This is a genomic window from Spirillospora sp. NPDC000708, assembly GCF_040299565.1.
Lineage (GTDB): Bacteria > Actinomycetota > Actinomycetes > Streptosporangiales > Streptosporangiaceae > Spirillospora.
Genome location: NZ_JBEPCJ010000004.1, coordinates 73,133 through 90,884 on the forward strand (window position 1 = coordinate 73,133; position 17,752 = coordinate 90,884).

13 protein-coding genes are annotated in these 17,752 nt (G+C 71.3%); 7 read left to right on the top strand and 6 right to left on the bottom strand.

All coding sequences use genetic code 11. The features are described 5' to 3' along the window. Nucleotides 1–751: 751 nt before the first annotated feature. The 4 genes from ettA to ABT299_RS04670 all read left to right on the top strand — a co-directional run bounded on the left by ettA (nt 752) and on the right by ABT299_RS04670 (nt 6,126). Nucleotides 752–2,416 carry an energy-dependent translational throttle protein EttA gene (gene ettA / locus ABT299_RS04655; protein ID WP_190864232.1) on the top strand — a complete coding sequence of 555 codons (1,665 nt, stop codon included), beginning with the start codon at nt 752–754 and terminating at the stop codon, nt 2,414–2,416. 199 nt (nt 2,417–2,615) lie between these two features. After that, complete coding sequence (locus ABT299_RS04660; protein ID WP_500249769.1) at nt 2,616–3,953, top strand: enolase C-terminal domain-like protein; 1,338 nt, start codon at nt 2,616–2,618, stop codon at nt 3,951–3,953. A 149-nt stretch (nt 3,954–4,102) separates the two neighbouring features. Then, a complete protein-coding gene (locus ABT299_RS04665) occupies nt 4,103–4,540 on the top strand; it encodes an acyl-CoA thioesterase (protein ID WP_190864228.1) in 438 nt (145 codons plus the stop codon). Nucleotides 4,541–4,704: 164 nt separating this feature from the next. After that, entirely contained in the window at nt 4,705–6,126 is a 1,422-nt protein-coding gene (locus ABT299_RS04670; RefSeq protein WP_190864226.1) for a S28 family serine protease, read from the top strand. Nucleotides 6,127–6,642: 516 nt separating this feature from the next. Here ABT299_RS04670 and ABT299_RS04675 read toward each other — a convergent pair. The 4 genes from ABT299_RS04675 to ABT299_RS04690 form a co-directional block, all read right to left on the bottom strand. Continuing rightward, nucleotides 6,643–8,229 (bottom strand): glycoside hydrolase family 13 protein, encoded by a 1,587-nt coding sequence (locus ABT299_RS04675; RefSeq protein ID WP_500249770.1) that lies wholly within the window; start codon nt 8,227–8,229, stop codon nt 6,643–6,645. An 18-nt stretch (nt 8,230–8,247) separates the two neighbouring features. Next, nucleotides 8,248–8,631 (bottom strand): globin, encoded by a 384-nt coding sequence (locus ABT299_RS04680; protein ID WP_500249771.1) that lies wholly within the window; start codon nt 8,629–8,631, stop codon nt 8,248–8,250. Nucleotides 8,632–8,701: 70 nt separating this feature from the next. Then, the gene (locus ABT299_RS04685; protein ID WP_190864221.1) at nt 8,702–9,700 is read right to left on the bottom strand and encodes a mechanosensitive ion channel family protein; all 999 of its coding nucleotides are present in this window, start codon (nt 9,698–9,700) and stop codon (nt 8,702–8,704) included. A 219-nt stretch (nt 9,701–9,919) separates the two neighbouring features. Then, nucleotides 9,920–10,321: a hypothetical protein gene (locus ABT299_RS04690; RefSeq protein ID WP_500249772.1), complete on the bottom strand. Its 402-nt coding sequence runs from the start codon at nt 10,319–10,321 to the stop codon at nt 9,920–9,922. Nucleotides 10,322–10,729: 408 nt separating this feature from the next. Here ABT299_RS04690 and ABT299_RS04695 point away from each other — a divergent pair, with 408 nt between their 5' ends. Next, entirely contained in the window at nt 10,730–12,397 is a 1,668-nt protein-coding gene (locus tag ABT299_RS04695) for an NsdA family TPR-like regulatory protein (RefSeq protein WP_241756195.1), read from the top strand. 6 nt (nt 12,398–12,403) lie between these two features. Beyond that, nucleotides 12,404–13,117: a GNAT family N-acetyltransferase gene (locus tag ABT299_RS04700; RefSeq protein ID WP_387029035.1), complete on the top strand. Its 714-nt coding sequence runs from the start codon at nt 12,404–12,406 to the stop codon at nt 13,115–13,117. A gap of 105 nt (nt 13,118–13,222) precedes the next feature. On the opposite strand, the gene ABT299_RS04705 is transcribed toward ABT299_RS04700, so the two are convergent. After that, nucleotides 13,223–14,029 carry a methyltransferase domain-containing protein gene (locus tag ABT299_RS04705; RefSeq protein ID WP_347256970.1) on the bottom strand — a complete coding sequence of 269 codons (807 nt, stop codon included), beginning with the start codon at nt 14,027–14,029 and terminating at the stop codon, nt 13,223–13,225. 157 nt (nt 14,030–14,186) lie between these two features. Further along, entirely contained in the window at nt 14,187–16,265 is a 2,079-nt protein-coding gene (locus ABT299_RS04710) for a prolyl oligopeptidase family serine peptidase (protein ID WP_500249773.1), read from the bottom strand. Nucleotides 16,266–16,416: 151 nt separating this feature from the next. Between ABT299_RS04710 and ABT299_RS04715 the strand changes: the two genes are divergently transcribed. Further along, a complete protein-coding gene (locus tag ABT299_RS04715; protein WP_500249774.1) occupies nt 16,417–17,616 on the top strand; it encodes an RNA-guided endonuclease InsQ/TnpB family protein in 1,200 nt (399 codons plus the stop codon). Nucleotides 17,617–17,752 lie beyond the last annotated feature (136 nt).

A 17,752-nucleotide genomic window follows, 5' to 3' on the forward strand; every position in this document is an offset into this window, starting at 1 on the left:
CCGCCCAACCCTCACCGCCCAACCCTCACCGCCCAACCCTCACCGCCCAACCCTCACCGCCCAACCCTCACCGCCCAACCCTCACCGCCCAACCCCCCACCGACCAGCCCCCCACCTACTCGGTCCCACCTACCAGCGCCTGCGGGTCTGCGTCTGCGAGTCTGCGCTAGCCGGGCCTCTAATCCGGCCCCGCCTATTCGGCCGGTTGCAGCTCTGGCTCGCGGACGGCGGTCTCGGGCCACCCCCCGGCCGACGCCCCCTCCTTGGCTCTCGTGTGTCTGGCGCTGCGTGCCTGGCTTCGCGTGCCTGGCTTGGCCGGGCCCTGCCGGTTGCGGCTCCTGGATCGCGGGTGCCGACCCCCGCTGCTGTCACGGCGACCGAGGACGACCGGCTGGCCGTCCGGCGACACCGGATTCTCTAGACCCGGCTATTCGGCGCCGCCTGCCGGTGCTCGACTGCTTCGACCGCTTGCGCCTACCAACCTGTGCTTGTTGGCCTGTGCTTGCTCCGGCTCCTCGCGGCGGTTGGTGGCGTCCCGGCGGTTTCTTCTTGGGCGGTGGTAGCGGGGTTTTGGGGCTTTCGGGGCGAGATCGTTTGGGAGTTTGCGGGGCCTGGTTCTGTTGGCCTGGGTTCCTGGCCTTGGTGGTGGTGAGGCGGGGGTGGGCTTTGGGGGCCGTGGTTCGCCGCGGCGGGCCGGGGCAAGGGGCGGGAGGGCGACGAAATGGTGGCGGCGACCCCCTAGTCTTGAAACATGGCCGAGTACATCTACACGATGCAGCGTGTGCGCAAAGCACATGGCGACAAGGTCGTCCTGGACGACGTCACCCTGCATTTCCTTCCAGGCGCCAAGATCGGCGTTCTGGGGCCGAACGGCACCGGTAAGTCGACGCTGCTGCGCATGATGGCCGGTCTGGAACAGCCGTCCAACGGCGACGCGCGCCTGATGCCGGGCTTCACCGTCGGCATGCTGCAGCAGGAGCCGCCGCTGAACGAGGAGAAGACCGTCCTCGGGAACGTCGAGGAGGGCGTCGCCGAGACCAAGGCGATGGTCGACCGGTTCAACGAGATCGCCGAGAAGATGGCGACGGACTACTCCGACGAGCTGATGGAGGAGATGGGCAAGCTGCAGGAGCAGCTCGACCATCGCAACGCCTGGGACCTCGACAGCCAGCTCGAGCAGGCGATGGACGCGCTGCGCTGCCCGCCCGGCGACGCCGAGGTCAGCAAGCTGTCCGGAGGCGAGCGGCGCCGGGTCGCGCTGTGCAAGCTGCTGCTGGAGGCGCCCGACCTGCTGCTGCTGGACGAGCCCACCAACCACCTGGACGCCGAGAGCGTGCAGTGGCTGGAGCAGTTCCTCGCCAAGTACGAGGGCACCGTCCTGGCCGTCACCCACGACCGGTACTTCCTGGACAACGTCGCGACGTGGATCCTGGAGCTCGACCGCGGCCGCTGCTACCCCTACGAGGGCAACTACTCCACCTACCTGGAGAAGAAGGCCGACCGGCTGAAGGTCGAGGGCAACAAGGACGCCAAGCGCAAGAAGCGCCTGCAGGACGAGCTGGAGTGGGTCCGCTCGAACCCGAAGGCGCGGCAGACGAAGAGCAAGGCGCGTCTGGAGCGCTACGAGGAGATGGCGGCCGAGGCGGCCAAGACCCGGAAGCTGGACTTCGAGGAGATCCAGATCCCGCCGGGCCCGCGCCTGGGCAACACCGTGATCGTCGCGGACAAGCTGGGCAAGGGGTTCGGCGACCGGGCCCTGATGGACGACCTGTCGTTCAACCTGCCGCCGAACGGCATCGTCGGCGTCATCGGCCCGAACGGCGTCGGCAAGACCACCCTGTTCCGCATGATCGTGGGGGAGGAGCAGCCGGACAGCGGCGAGCTGCGGCTCGGCGAGACCGTCAAGATCTCCTACGTGGACCAGGGCCGCGGCGGCCTCGACCCGAAGAAGACCGTGTGGCAGGCCGTCTCCGACGGCCTCGATCACATCAACGTCGGGCAGGTCGAAATGCCGTCCCGCGCGTACGTGGCGGCGTTCGGCTTCAAGGGCCCCGACCAGCAGAAGCCGACGGGCGTCCTGTCCGGCGGTGAGCGCAACCGGCTGAACCTGGCGCTGACCCTGAAGCTGGGCGGCAACGTCCTGCTGCTGGACGAGCCGACCAACGACCTCGACACCGAGACGCTGTCCAGCCTGGAGAACGCGCTGCTGGAGTTCCCCGGCTGCGCCGTGATCACCTCGCACGACCGGTGGTTCCTGGACCGCATCGCCACGCACATCCTGGCGTGGGAGGAGGGCTCGAACTGGTTCTGGTTCGAGGGCAACTTCGCCGACTATGAGAAGAACAAGATCGAGCGGCTGGGCGCCGACGCCGCCCGCCCGCACCGGGTGACGCACCGCAAGCTCACCCGCGACTGATCGGCTGATCGGCGGCGAACGGCCGCGCGGGCACCCAGGTGCCGGCGCGGCCGTTCGGCTGTCCGCCGGGGGGCGGCGGAGCCGATTGATTCAGCCCGAGCATCGGACGATGCGCAAACAGTGTTGGACGGGTATCACCGCAGGCTCCTATCGTCCCTGAGGTGGAGTCGACGGGGGCAGCCGGGAGGTCGGGACGACGATGAGCACGCCCAGGATCACGGAGATGCGGGTCGTCCCGGTCGCCGGGCGCGACGGCATGCTGCTCAACCTCAGCGGCGCGCACGCGCCGTTCTTCACCCGCAACCTGCTGCTGCTCACCGACGAGTCGGGCGCCACCGGCGTCGGCGAGGTCCCGGGCGGCGAGGCCATCCGGCGGACGCTGGAGGACGCGCGGGAACTGGTCGTGGGACGCCGGATCGGCCGGTCCGACGAGGTGCTCAACGGTGTGCGCGCCGCGTTCGGCCACCTGGACGCCGGCGGGCGCGGCCCGCAGACGCATGACACGAGGGTCACCGTCCACGCGCTGACCGCGATCGAGTCGTGCCTGCTCGACCTGATGGGCCGGCACCTGGACGTGCCCGTGGCGGCGCTGCTGGGCGACGGCGTCCAGCGCGCGCGGGTCCCGGTCCTCGGCTACCTGTTCTATGTCGGCGACCGGCGCCGGACCGACCTGCCCTACCCGGAGCCGGAGGACGGTGCGGACCGGTGGCTGCGCGTCCGGTACGAGGAGGCGCTGACGCCGGACGCGATCGTCCGGCAGGCGGAGGCGGCGCGGGACCGGTACGGGTTCGCCGACTTCAAGCTGAAGGGCGGGGTGCTGCCGCCCGACGAGGAGGCGGACGCGGTGCGGGCGCTGGCCGTCCGGTTCCCGTCCGCGCGGATCACCCTCGACCCGAACGGCGCGTGGCCGCTGGAGGAGGCCGTCCGGATCGGCCGGGACCTGTCCGATGTGCTGGCCTACGCCGAGGACCCGTGCGGCGCCGAGCGCGGCTACTCGGGACGCGAGACGATGGCGGAGTTCCGGCGGGCGACCGGGCTGCGGACCGCCACCAACATGATCGCGACGGACTGGCGGGAGCTGGGGCACGCGATCCGGCTGGACGCGGTCGACATCCCGCTCGCCGACCCGCACTTCTGGACGATGCGCGGCTCGGTGCGCGTCGCGCAGCTCTGCCAGGCGTGGGGCCTGACCTGGGGCTCGCACTCCAACAACCACTTCGACGTGTCGCTGGCGATGTTCACGCACGTGGCGGCCGCCGCGCCCGGCGACATCACGGCGATCGACACGCACTGGATCTGGCAGGACGGGCAGCGCCTCACCCGGGACCCGCTGCGGATCGAGGGCGGCGAGGTCGCGCTGCCGGACGCGCCGGGGCTCGGCGTGGAGATCGACGAGGAGCGCGTCGAGGCGGCGCACCGGCTGTACGTCGAGCACGGCCTCGGCGACCGCGACGACGCGGCGGCGATGCGGTACCTCGTACCGGGCTGGACGTTCGACCCGAAGCGCCCCTGCCTGGTGCGGGACGCCCCGGCCTGACAGGGCCGCCTGAGCCGCCCGCCAAAGACGGCCCTCCGAGGTGGTGGCCGGGGCGGGCACCGGGGGCTTGGCCGCCGGCCGGTACCATCGGGCCGACCGGTGGAGACCCCCGTCCCCGGACCCCAGGCACCCGACCCCCAGGCGAGGACATGCAGCAGACCGACCTGCCCGCGGCCGAGTACCGGCACGTCTACGAGTTCTACATCCGGTTCGGGGACATCGACTCCCAGGGCCATGTGAACAACGTCAAGTTCCTCGGCTACCTCGAGGACGCGCGCCTGGAGATGTTCCACGGCGACCCGGTGCGCAAGGGCGAGCAGCCGGTCCGGGGCATGGTGATCTCCCGGCACGAGATCGACTACCGGCTGCCGCTGCTGCCGACCGTCTACCCGATCCGCGTCGAGACGTGGGTGACGGAGGCGCGCGCCGCGTCGTTCAAGCTGGCCTACGAGGTGCGCGACGACGAGAACGTGTACGCGACCGCCACCTCGACGCTCGTCGCGTTCGACGTGGAGGCCAACCGGCTGCGCCGCTTCACGCCGGAGGAGCGCGAGTTCATCGGACGGTACGTCGTCCCCGCGGAGTGACTCCCGCCGCCCGTCCCCAACTGTATGCGCGAGGCCCGCGGCCGTTCGCGTGATGACCATGGCGTCACGGATAAATAACAAGCGCAACAGCAATCCGCTTTCGCCGCACATATCCCTCTAGGGTCGCGTCGCGAAATGTGGCGAACCCACGTGGAAGGGACGAAATGCGGCGCATCTCACGAGGAGCGATCGCCCTGCTGCTCGCCGCGGGCATGGCCGGCACCGGCGCCACCGCGGCGCAGGCGGCGACCCCCGCGACGGCGGGCAGGGCGGCTCAGCCGGACGACATCCTCGCCCGGCTCAAGGCCATCCCCGGCATGCAGGTGACGGAGAAGACCTCGACGATCCCCGGCTACCGCTGGTTCTGGCTCGAGTACCGGCAGCCCGTCGACCACCGCAACCCGAACGGGCAGTGGTTCGAGCAGCGGATCATGCTCCAGCACAAGTCGGCGGACCGCCCGATGGTGCTCTACACCAGCGGCTACGACACCCCCGAGACCATGTTCACCGCCGAGCCGACCGCGCTCGTCGACGGCAACCAGATCTCCGTGGAGTACCGCTACTTCACCCCGTCCCGGCCCGAGCCCGCGGACTGGAAGAAGGACACGATCTGGCAGGCCGCCACCGACGAGCACCGGATCGTCGGCGCGCTCAAGACGATCTACAAGGGCAAGTGGATCTCGACGGGCGCCAGCAAGGGCGGCATGACCGTCGTCTACCACAAGCGCTTCTACCCCCGCGACGTCGACGGCAGCGTCGTGTACGTGGCGCCCAACGACGTCGACAACAACTCCGACGGCGCCTACGACAAGTTCTTCAAGACCGTCGGCACCGACCCCGGGTGCCGCACCCACGTGGAGGCGCTCGCCCGCGAGTTCCTCAAGCGCCGCCCCGCCATGCTCGAACGGTTCAAGGCCGCGGCCGCGCAGAACGGCTGGACGTTCGACATCCTGCGCACCCCGGACCGCGCGTTCGAGAACTCCGTCATGGACTACGTGTGGGGCTTCTGGCAGTACCACCTGCAGTCGGACTGCGCCTCGCTGCCCGCCGTGAACGCCTCGGACGACGACCTCTACAAGACGCTCGACGACATCTCGGGGCTGTCGTTCTACACCGACCAGGGCCTCGCCCCCTACATCCCGTACTACTACCAGGCGGGCACCCAGCTCGGCTGGCCGTCGCCGAAGTTCAAGTACCTGCGCCCCCTGCTGCGGTACGAGAGCAGCTACCAGCCGCGCACCTACGTCCCGCGCGACATCCCGATGCGCTTCGACGGCGGTAAGGCGATGCGCGACATCGACGGCTGGGTGAAGCGGCACGCCGACCACATGCTGTTCCTCTACGGCCAGAACGACCCGTGGGGAGCCGAGCCGTTCCGCCTCGGAAACGGCAGCCGCGACTCCGCCGTGTACGTCGCCCCCGGCATGAACCACAGCGGTCGCCTCATCGCGCACCTGCCCGACGCGCAGCAGGCCGAGGCGAAGGCCGACGTGCTGCGCTGGGCCGGCGTCCAGGCCCAGGCCAAGACCCTCACCACCGGCCCGTCCGCCGACGACCCGCTCCAGCTCCAGCGCCCGCCCATGTGACCCAGGGGGGACGACCCCCTGGAACCCCCCGTTGCGACGGAGGGGCTGTTTCCCCGCTCCGCTAGCGCTCCGCGGCGAAACAGCCCCTCCGTCGTCGGGCACGCCCGCTCCACTCGCTGGCGCTCGCTCCGCGTGCCTGCCCGTGAGGGTGCTGACGCGGCAAGCCCTCTCTGGCATCACCGCTCCGCCCGCTGGCCCTGGCTCCGCGTGCCTGGCCGTGAGGGCTGGCCCGGAAAGCGCCTCCCTGGAACCCCTGGCTCCGCGTGCCTGTTCGTGCGGGCATTGGCTCGGGAGTGTCTCTCTGAAATCGCCGTTCCACGCGGTAGCTGACGCTGTAGTCGCGTGCCTGCCTGAGTGGGTTGGTCAGAGGGCGGCAGCCCCTAGAAGGGGGCGGAAGCCTGAGGTGTCGCGCGAGCGCGTTATCTGAGCGGTGGGGGCGAAGCCGAAGGCGAGCCCCCACCGCGAAGCTCGCGAAGCGAGGTCGCGCTCGCCCAATCCCGGTCAAGGGCCGAGCCGCTAGGCGAGGCCCTTGGGCCGGGATTGCAACCAAGCGGCGGCGTTGCCGGGGAGGAGGTCGCCGTACATCGGCATGGTCGTCAGCAGCGTCCGCCCGGGTGGGAGCCGGACGGGGTTCTCGCCGCAGTTGACCGCGCAGGTCAGCGGTCCGCGGGTGAAGAAGACGGCGGTCTCGGGGGATTCGAGCCACTCCAGTTCCTCGGGCAGCTCTTCCAGCAGTTCGCGGCGCTGCGCCAGTGCCTGCCGGTAGAACGCCAGCATCGAGGACGGCTCGGCGGCCTGCGCCTCCGCCGTCAGTGACGCCCATCCCGCCGGCATCGGCAGCCACGGGCGGACGCCGTCGGGGGAGAAGCCGTACGGTTCCGCCGTCCCGGACCAGGGGATCGGCACGCGGCAGCCGTCCCGCCCGGGCTGGCTGCCGCCGCTGCGCTTCCAGATCGGGTCCTGGCGGGCGTCGTCGGGCAGGTCCCGGACCTCCGGGAGGCCCAGTTCCTCGCCCTGGTACAGGTACGCCGACCCCGGCAGCGCCAGCAGCATCAGCAGGGCCGCCTTCGCGCGCGCGTACTCCATCCCGGGCACGCCGCCCGGCCGCTCGTAGCGGGTGAGGTGGCGGACGGAGTCGTGGCTGGACAGTACCCAGGTGGGGGCCGCGCCGGTCGGCGCGACGGCCTTCAGCGCCGCCTCCACCACGTCGCGGAACGCCGGCGCCGACCACGGCGCCAGTTGCAGGTCGAACTGGAACACCTGGTGCAGCTCGTCCGGACGCAGGTAGAGCGCGAGGTCCTCCGGGCCGTCGGTCCACACCTCGCCGATCGCCATCCGGTCGTCGCCGTACCCCTCCAGGATGCGGCGCCAGCGCCGGTAGATCTCGTGGACCTCGGGGCGGCTGTAGATCGGCCCGTTCGCGACCCGGCGGCCGCGGCCGTTCAGGTCGCCGAGGGAGGCGTCCTTGACGAGCCCGGCGGCGACGTCGATGCGGAAGCCGTCCACGCCCCGGTCCAGCCAGAACCGCAGGACGTCCTCGAACTCGGCCCGGACCTCCGGGTTGCGCCAGTTGAAGTCCGGCTGCTCGGCGGCGTAGAGGTGCAGGTACCACTCCCCGTCGGGGACGCGCGTCCACGCCGGCCCGCCGAACGCGGACGGCCAGTCGTTCGGCGGATCGACCTCGTCGGGATTCTCCCCTGGCCTTCCGGCGCGGAAAATGTAGCGGTCCCGTTCCAGGGATCCCGGCGGTGACGCCAGCGCCTCCTGGAACCACCGGTGCCGGTCGGACGAGTGGTTCGGCACGATGTCCACGATCAGCTTGAGGCCGTGCGCGTGGGCGTCCGCCACCAGCGCGTCGAAGTCCGCCAGCGTGCCGAACCGGGGGTCGACGTCCCGGTAGTCGGCCACGTCGTAGCCGCCGTCCGCGAGCGGCGAGGTGTAGAACGGCGTCAGCCACAGCGCGTCCACGCCCAGGTCGCGCAGGTACGGCAGCCGCGACCTGATCCCCTGGAGATCGCCCTCGCCGTTTCCGTCGGAGTCGGCGAAGCTGCGGACGTAGACCTCGTAAACGACGGCGTTGCGCCACCAGGGGGTTCGCGTCATGTACAGCGATCTACCCGCTCAGGAGGGCGCGTTCACCATGCTTCGCGCGGCCATCGTGAAGTAGTCCCAGAGCATCTTCTCCAGTTGCTCGGGAAGTTCCAGTTCGTCCACCGCGACTCGCATGTGCTTCAGCCACGCGTCCCGCTCGGCCTCGCCGATGATGAAGGGGACGTGCCGCATCCTCAACCGGGGGTGGCCCCGCCGCTGGCTGTAGGTGTTGGGGCCGCCCCAGTACTGGATGAGGAAGAGCCGGAGCCGCTCCTCGGCGGGGCCGAGGTCCTCCTCCGGGTAGAGGGCGCGAAGGTCGGGGTCTTCAGCGACACCCTGGTAGAAGCGGTGCACCAGCCGGTGGAAGGTCTCCTCGCCGCCGACCGCTTCGTAGAAGGTCACCTGTTCAGTCATGGCGCTGCCCACCCTATGCGATCGGCGGCCCGGTGATCAGCCGCACGGACCGGCCCGCGGCCGCGGGCGGTCAGGTCGTCGCCGGGGTGGCGACCGCCACGCCCGCGTCGTCGAACGCGTTCTTCACCCGTTCGCGCAGCTCCCGGGCGATCTCGCCCTGCTTACCGGGCGCGGTCTTGAGCACCACCCGGATCACGAGCGCGTCGCCGGCGAGCGCCTGCACGCCCCACACCGACGGCTTCTCCAGGATCATGTCCTCCCAGCCGGGGGAGGCCGCCAGCTCGTCCGCCGTGGTCTGCAGGATCTCCTTGACCTTCTCGGTGTCCTCGCGGATGTCGACCGGGATGTCCAGGACGGCGCGGCCCCAGTTCTGCGACTCGTTCCCGACCTTCTTGATCTCGCCGTTCGGCACGTACCAGACGACGCCGTTGACGTCGCGCATCCGGGTGACCCGCAGGGTGACGGCCTCGACCGTCCCCTTGGCCGAGCCCACGTCGATGAAGTCGCCGACGCCGTACTGGTCCTCCAGGAGCATGAACAGCCCGGCGAGGAAGTCCTTGACGATGTTCTGCGCGCCGAAGCCGACCGCCACGCCGATCACGCTCGCGCTGGCCAGGATCGGGGCGAGGTTCAGGCCGAGCGAGCCGAGGATGCTGAACGCCGCCGTCCCCATGATCACGATGGACGAGACCGAGCGCAGCACCGAGCCGAGCGTCTTGGCGCGCTGCGCCCGCCGCTGGTTCAGCAGCGCGGGGCTGCCCTCGAAGACCGTCCGGGACCGCTCCTTGACCTTCTCGGACATGGTGCCCTCGGACATCCGCACCGTCACCTTGGTGATCATCCGGTGCGCGATGTTCCGCACGACGAGCGCGAACGCGAAGGTGAGGATGATCGACAGGACGGTGCCGAGGGGCTTGTCGAGCCACGTGGCGTAGAAGTGGGTGAAGTCGGTGCTGTGGGAGACGTTCCAGACCAGCCGGCAGCCGGTGCTCGGCGTCTGGTCGCGGCAGGCCGCCTCCGGCGTGCCGTCCTGTGCCCAGGGCAGCAGCGACTGCGCATCCACCAACATCTCGGGCAGACCCTCCCCGGCCTTTGTGGGTGTCTCGACACCACGCCGTGGACCTGCGGCGGGTACGAGCCCGATCGTAGGGGACGGTAACGACCGGTTCGTACTCCGCTGGCTATGTGTCTTGACAAGGCCGGGGAGGGACTGTTCCGGCGAGCGTGCCCCGCGTGGTCCGCGGCTGCCGCGCCGTTCCGGCCACGGCCGCGCGGGGCACGCCCGGCTCTAGGGGCGGCCCGCCGGCCGCATCGCGCGGGCGGGCCGCTGATCGAGGGGCTGCAGGACGTGCGCGAGCTTCTCGGCGGCGCCGTCCACGTCGTCGGCGCGGTGCATGCGCTCGCCCCAGGACCACCAGAAGTAGTGCTCGTGAGACCCGGGGGCGGGCGCGCAGGTGACGTCCTCGGCCAGGCTCGCCGCGGCCGGGTTCACCACCCGCAGGAACGCCGGGCCCGAGCGGGTCCGGACCACGCGGGCGACCAGTCCGCGGGCGTCGAGCTCGCGCTCCAGCGCCCGGAGATGGCCGACGCGTCCGTCGCTGACCACCTGCGTTCCCCCTCCCTCGGCCGTGCCCGGCGCCGCTGCGCCGGTGCGCTCCTGTACCGCCGGTTCCTGCGTTGACGTGTGCATCGCCGATCCCTCGTCGCCGGCCCCGGCGTGCGCGGCGCGTGACCGCGCGGCGCCGGGACGGCCGGCAAATGATCAACCCTCTGGATCCGTACTGTCGCTCCCGGTGAGAATTGCAACTCTCACAGTGCTGGGTCAAGGGAGTCACTGTCCGGCGAAGTACCGGATTACCCCACCTCAGAGGAAGCTTCACACCCCTCGGAGGAAGAATCTCTACCCTGGGGTGTCAGGACGCATCCGAAGCCCCCGTCTTTCTCCGGAACCGCTTGGCCCGTCCCGCCGTGAGGGTTACGCTGCGTGCGCGAGAGATTATCTGTCGTGGCCATCTATTGACCGGTCGCCGTGGCCTGGACGACCGCCCTTCCCCCGGAGGGGCGCCGCCCCGGCCCGACGGTGAGGAGGCCGGAATCGATGTCGGACCCCCCTCGGAAAGAAACGGACGTGGCTCGCCGGATCCGCGCGCACGCTCTGGCCCGAGGGCGCAGCCCGCAGGAGATCGCGCACGAGATCCACGAGCAGTGCGGCCCCCTGTTCGGCACCAGCCGGGTCAAGGCGCATCGCCTGGCCCACGGGGTCGCGCTGTCCGACATCGTGGCCCAGGTCAGGGCCCTGTACGAGGTCGACGGCAAGCCGCCGCCCCGGCTCGGGGAGACGCTGCTGTCGGCCTATGAGAGCGGGTACAAAAGACCCGGTCCCGAGTATCTGCACTACCTGTGCGCCGTGTACCGCGTCGAGCCCGATCAGCTCGACTACAAGAGCCCCTGCATCTGCGGCCGGGGACACGCCGTGCGGCCGGGGGCCGCCACGGTGCCGCAGCCGCGGGCGCCGGAACGGCACGCCGCACAGCAGCCCGACGTACCGCTCGTCGGGTCGATCATCCCCAGGGCGGAGGACCGCCACTGGGTGGACGTCAACGACCTACGGGGCCCCGACCGCGCCGACGGCCCCCTGTCCATTGATGTGGGAGAGGAGGACATCGTGCTTCGTAGGACCCTTCTGCAACTGCTGGCCGGAGCGGGCGTGGCGCTCGACGGTCAGTTCCTTGGGGCGGTCGACAACCTTCGGCGCAAGATGGACGACACGCTGGTCGGCGCGACGGTCTCGCCGACCATGCTCGACCAATGGGAGGAGACCACCTACGGCTACGGCCGGCAGTACCAGGCGACGCCGTCGCTGCGGATGCTGTGCGACGTGCTGCTGGACTTCAGCGAGGTGCGGCGCATGTGCGACAAGCGGCAGCCGGTCGAGCTGCAGGAGCGGCTGTGCCGGATCGCGGCGCAGCTGTCCGGGCTGTCCGGGCTGATCATGATCAATCTGGGCGACCACCGGCTGGCCCGCTCGTTCTTCCGGACCGCGCGCACCGCGGCCGACGAGACCGGCGACCGCCAGCTGCGCGCCTGGGTGACCGTCCGCGAGTCGCTCGTCCCGATGTACTACGGCGACCCCCGCGAGGCGCTGCACCTGGCGCGCAAGGCGCAGGACCTGGCCGGCCGCACCCCCGGTGTGGCGGCGGCCATGGCGCCCGCGGTGGAGGCCCGCGCGCTCGGCATGCTGGCGTTGCGCGGACGCGGCGACGCCGCGCCCAGCGCTCGCAGGGCGCTCGTACGCGGGCGCTCGGTGTTCGACCAATTGTCCAAGACCGACACGAACGACCTGGTCTTCGGCTTCACCGACCGGCAGATGGCCTTCTATGAGGGCGACACGTTCACCAATCTCGGCGACCACAAGCACGGCGACGAGGTGCTGAGCCACGCGCTGACGCTGTACGCGCCGACCGACCGCGTCGACCTGACTCTCGTGCGCCTCGACCGGGCGATGTGCAGGTTCCACGCCGGGAACCCGGACGCGGCGCTGGCCGGCGGCCAGGAGGCGATCCTCGACCTGCCCCCCGACCACCGGTCCGACATCCTGGTGCACCGGGCCCGCCAGATCGGCGCCGCCGTGCAGGCCAAGCACGGCGAGATCCCCGGGCTGCGGGAGTTCCGCGAGGCGCTCGCGGGGCCCTGGGTCACCAGTCCCACGAAGGAACCGGCCCCCACCGGGGAGCGGCCCCCCGTCCCCCCGAGCGAGCAGGTCTGACCGGGGATGGGAACGCCTGACAGCGCCTCCTGGCAGGACGGTTCCGCGCCCGGAGCGGAACCCGCGGGCCCGGAGGCCGGGCCCGCGCCGACCCCGGGCCCCGAGGCCGGGCCCTCCGCGCCGTCCACCGCGGATCCTCGTCCCCGCCGCCGCGCCCTGGTGCGGCTGCAGGACGATCCCCCCGTCTGGAGCTTCGGCGAACTGCGGCTGCGCCGGTACCGGGCCTCCGACCACGCCACCGTCCTCGCCCTGCACCGCGAGGGCCTGGCGCAGGTGGGCCTGCGGCCCGGCGACGGCGTCTACTACGACCACGACTTCTTCCGGATGGAGGACATCTACCTGCGCAATGACGGCGAGTTCCTCGTCGGCGAGGTGGACGGGCAGATCGTCGCCATGGGCGGTCTGCGGCGCGCCGACCTCGTTCCCGGGGGCCGGGCACGGGCGTTCGGCGGCTACGCGCCGGGCGCCTCCGTGCTCGACGCGGTGGAGATGGTGCGGTTGCGGGTGCGGCCGGCCGCGCAGCGGCGCGGCTACGGAGCCGCCGTCGTCTCCGCGCTGGAGGAACGCGCCGCGGAGTACGGGTACCGGGTCCTGCGCGGCGACACGACCGAGCTGCAGGCCCCGGCGCTCGCCCTGTACCGCAAGTTCGGCTGGAGGGAGACGCGCCGCGAGGTGATCGGCGGCATCGTCAACATCTACATCGAGAAGGAACTCCGCTGAGGACACCCGAGCCGCGGGACGGCGCGCCGGCGGCGCGGCGCGGCGCGCGAGCGCCCGCGGCTCGGGGCGTGTTCACGCCCCTCCGGTAGGAGGGGGCGCGGAGGCTCAGGCGGCCGGGAGGGTCCCGCCCACCAGCTGCATGAGGGGGTAGCGGTGCCGGCGGACGCCGGTGAACCCGCGGTCGGCGAGCGCCCCGGTGATCTCCCGGTCGCCGAACACCGTGTACCCGGTGGCGCGGCGGATCAGCTCGCCGCCGACCCTGGACGCGCGCAGCGGCGTCAGCCGCCGCGAGGTGAGGATGATCAACCGGCCGCCCGGGCGCAGCACCCGGGTCATCCCGTCGACGGCCGTCCACGGGTCGTCGAACAGGTACAGCGCCCCGAAGCAGCAGACGGCGTCGAACGTCGCGTCGCGGAACGGCAGGTCGACGGCGTTGCCGCGGACGTAGCAGACCCCGCCGCCGGGCGGGGTGTCGGCCTCGGCGCGGGCCAGCATGGTGGCGGAGGCGTCCAGCCCGACGACGAGGCCGTCCTCGCCGACCCCTTCGGCGAGCGCGCGGGTCACGTTGCCCGGCCCGCACGCCACGTCCAGAACGGTCGCGGCCGGACGGCCGGCCTCGCCCGGCTGCCCGAGCCCCAGCCAGTCGCGGGCCGTGGCCTGCTCGGCGGCCGTGTCGGGGCCGAGCGGCCAGCCCTTGGCCAGGTTGAACCCGACGGGCCGCCAGACCTTCTCGTAGATCCGCGGCAGGAACGTCGACTCCATGACGGACTGGGCGAGCGACGGCGCCCGGTCCTCGGCGGGACCGAGCAGGTCGAGGTAGCCGGCCGACAGGTCCGGCTCGGCGGGCGGCTCGCGCAGGAGCCCCAGCACCCGGTCCACCGCGGACGGACTGCGCACCATCGACACGTTCACCCCCTTATTAGATCACCCGTCAATTTCGCCCCGCCAGGCGCGGCGGCTGTGACCCGGCCCACGCCCCAGGCCCGCCGCCCGGTGTCTCAGCCCGCCGCCCGGTGCCTCGGCTCACGCCCGTCCGCCGGTGTCCCCGTCCGGTACCTCCGCCCCTGTGTCAGGCCAGGTCGAGGCCGGTCTGCGCGGCCATGAAGCCGAGGGTGTCGGCCATCAGGTCCACGGACCGGCTGACGGACCGCGCGGCGTGCCCGACCTCCGACTCGTTGCGCAGCAGGATCGGCGCGTCCGACGCCGTCGCGTGCTGGAGCGCCGCGCACAGCTTGCGGGCGTGCAGCGGGTCCACGCGGGTGTCGCTGCCGAACGTGGTGAACAGCGTCGCCGGGTACGCCGTCCCCGGGTGGACGTGGTGGTACGGCGAGTAGCCGATCAGCCAGCCGAACTCCACCGGGTCGTCCGCCGTCCCGTACTCGTCGTTCCACGTCTGGCCGAGCCCGAACCGCTCGTAGCGGACCATGTCCAGCAGCGGCGCCGAGCAGACCACCGCCCGGTACAGGTCGGGACGCTGGGTGAGCGCGGCCCCGACGAGCAGCCCGCCGTTGGACCCGCCGGAGATCGCCAGCTGCGCCGGGGTGGTCAGGCCGTCGGCGATCAGCTTCTCGGCGGCGGCGTGGAAGTCGTCGAACACGTTCTGCTTGCGCTCCCGCATGCCCGCGCGGTGCCACTCCTCGCCTTCCTCGGAGCCGCCGCGCAGGTTCGCGATCGCGTAGACGCCGCCGGCCTCCACCCAGGCCAGGATGCTCGCCGAGTACGACGGCGTCAGCGAGATGTTGAAGCCGCCGTAGCCGTACAGGATCGCCGGGCGCGGGCCGGACGCGCCCGGACGGGACGCCACCAGCATCCGCACCTCGGTACCGTCCGCGGACGTGTACGTCACCTGCCGGGTCTCGATCTCGGGGACCTCCACGCTGCCCGGCGCGTTCGCCCACAGGCTCGTCTCCCCGGTCCGGGCGTCGTAGCGGAGCACCGACGACGGCGTGACGTTGTCGGTGTAGCCGAACCACGCCTCGTGGCCGCCCTCGGGCCGCTCGACGATCCCGCCGATCGAGCCGAGCCCCGGCGTCGGGACCGTGCCGAGCCGCTCGCCGGACGCCAGGTCGTGCACCGTGATCTCGCTGATCGCGTGCCGCGTCCAGCCGGCGAGCAGGACCGGCGATTCCAGATCGTCGAGGACGGCGTAGTCGGTGAGGACGGCCTCGGGGTCCTGCGGGACCAGGTCCCGCCACGACTCGTACGACGGGTCGGACGGGTCGGTCACGCACAGCCGGGACCGCGGCGCGTCCCGGTCGGTGAAGACGTAGGCGCGCCCGTCCCGTCCCACGTGCAGCCACGTCTCGGCGTCGACGCCGACCTGCACCGGCCGCAGCTCGGGGCGTTCGAGCGGCGAGGCCGACAGGTCCGCCAGCCACAGGTCGTTGCGCGGCGCGGTGCCCTGCGAGGCCGACACCGTCAGCCACCGCCCGTCGCGGCTGACGCCGACGCCGTAGTAGTTGGTCTTGTCCATCCCCTCGCCGAAGATCAGGACGTCGTCGGTCTCCGGTTCGGCGCCGACCCGGTGCAGGTAGACGCGCCGGTGGTACTGCTCCTCGCCCTCCGGGACGGACCGCGCGGGCAGCCGCCGGACGTAGTAGAACGCCTCGCCGCCGGGCAGCCAGGCGATGCCGGACGACCGGGTCCGGTCGATCGGCCCCTCGACCCGCTCGCCGGTGGCGACGTCGATCACGAACAGCAGCGACTCCTCGTCCCCGCCCGTCGAGATCTTGTACGCCAGCAGCCGGCCCTCCTTGTCGGGCTGCCAGCCGTCCAGCGTCGTCGTGCCGGCCGGGTCGAGCGCCATCGGGTCGACCAGGACCCGCTCGGAGCCGTCCGGGTCGACGGTGTAGAGCACGGGGTGCTCCTGCTCGGCGGTCCGCCGGGTGAAGAACCGCCGGTCGCCGCGCCAGACCGGCGAGCCGACGCTGCCCGCGCCGAGCAGTTCCCCGAGCCGTCGGCGCAGCCGCTCGCGGCCCGGGTACGCGTCGGTGACCTTGTGGAACAGCTCGTCCTGTGCGGCGAGCCATTCCCGGGTCTCGTCGCTCTCCGCGTCCTCCAGCCACCGGTACGGGTCGGCGACCCGGTGGCCGTGGATGTCCTCGACGATGTCCTGGCGCCGCGCGGGCGGATAAGGCGTTCCGGTCATCCAGCCTCCTCCGTGGACCCGCCTTCGGGCGGGGGATGAAAACAATGCTCGTGCCGAGCACGGCGGGAAGGCGGATCGCCGCCCGGCGAGCCGTTGCGCGACAGGGCCGAATCGACGCGTGCTTACTAATGAACATGCTAGCTTGTGAATCATGGCCAAAGGTGTGAAGCGGGCTTTCAGGTACCGCTTCTATCCCACCGATGCACAGGCAGCCGAGTTGTCGCGAACGTTCGGATGCGTGCGCAAGGTCTACAACCTGGCGCTGGCCGCTCGCACGCACGCGTGGGTGCTGCGGCGGGAACGGGTCAACTACAACGCCACCTCTGCGATGCTCACCGCCTGGAAGAAGACCGAGGAACTCGCCTACCTCAACGAGGTGTCCTCGGTCCCCCTTCAGCAGGCGCTGCGTCACCTGCAGGCCGCGTTCACCGGCTTCTTTGCCAAGCGGGCGAAATACCCGCGGTACAAGAGCAAGAAGAAGTCCCGCAAGTCCGCCGAGTACACCAGTTCGGCGTTCCGTTTCACAGACGGCCGGCTGACACTGGCGAAGATGGCCGAACCGCTGGCGATCGTCTGGTCGCGTCCCCTGCCCGAGGGCGCGCACCCGTCCACGGTCACCGTCTCCCAGGACGGCGCCGGACGCTGGTTCGTCTCGCTGCTGTGCGAGGACCCCTCCGTCCAGCCGCTGCCCGCCACTCGCACGGCGGTCGGCGTGGACGCCGGCCTGGAGCATCTGCTCACCCTGTCCACCGGCGAGAAGATCACCAATCCCCGGCACGAGCGCTGCGATCGAGAACGCCTGGCCAAGGCCCAGCGCCACTTGTCCCGTAAGGCGAAGGGATCAGCCAACCGGGAGAAGGCTCGGCGCCGGGTCGCCCGTATCCACGCCCGGATCACCGACCGGCGCCGGGACACCCTGCACAAGATCACCACTCGGCTCGTTCGTGACAACCAAACGATCGTGATCGAGGACCTCTCGGTGCGGAACATGGTGAGGACCCAGAGCCTCGCCCGCTCCATCTCCGATGCGGCTTGGAGCGAGTTCCGGAGGATGCTGGAGTACAAGGCCGGCTGGTACGGCCGTGAGGTGATCGCGGTAGACCGCTGGTTTCCTTCCTCCAAGCTGTGCTCGACCTGTGGCACCTTGAAGGACAAGATGCCCCTCAACGTCCGCGAATGGACATGCGATGGCTGCGCCGCGACCCTTGACCGGGACGTGAACGCGGCACGCAACCTTCTGGCCGCCGGGTTGGCGGTGTCCGTCTGTGGAGCCGGTGTAAGACCCCAACGGGAGTCCTCCCGGACGGGGCCGTCGGCGACGAAGCAGAAACCCTCACGGCGTGAGCCGTGAGAACCCTTCGACTGAGAAGGGGGAGGCCAAGGATGCACTGTATTCACCGTGCCCGTGCGCGGGTCATCCGCCCGATCAAGCCGCCCGGCACGGCGGTCGGCAGAGCTCGGCAAGGCGGTCGGCAGGGCGGTCTGTA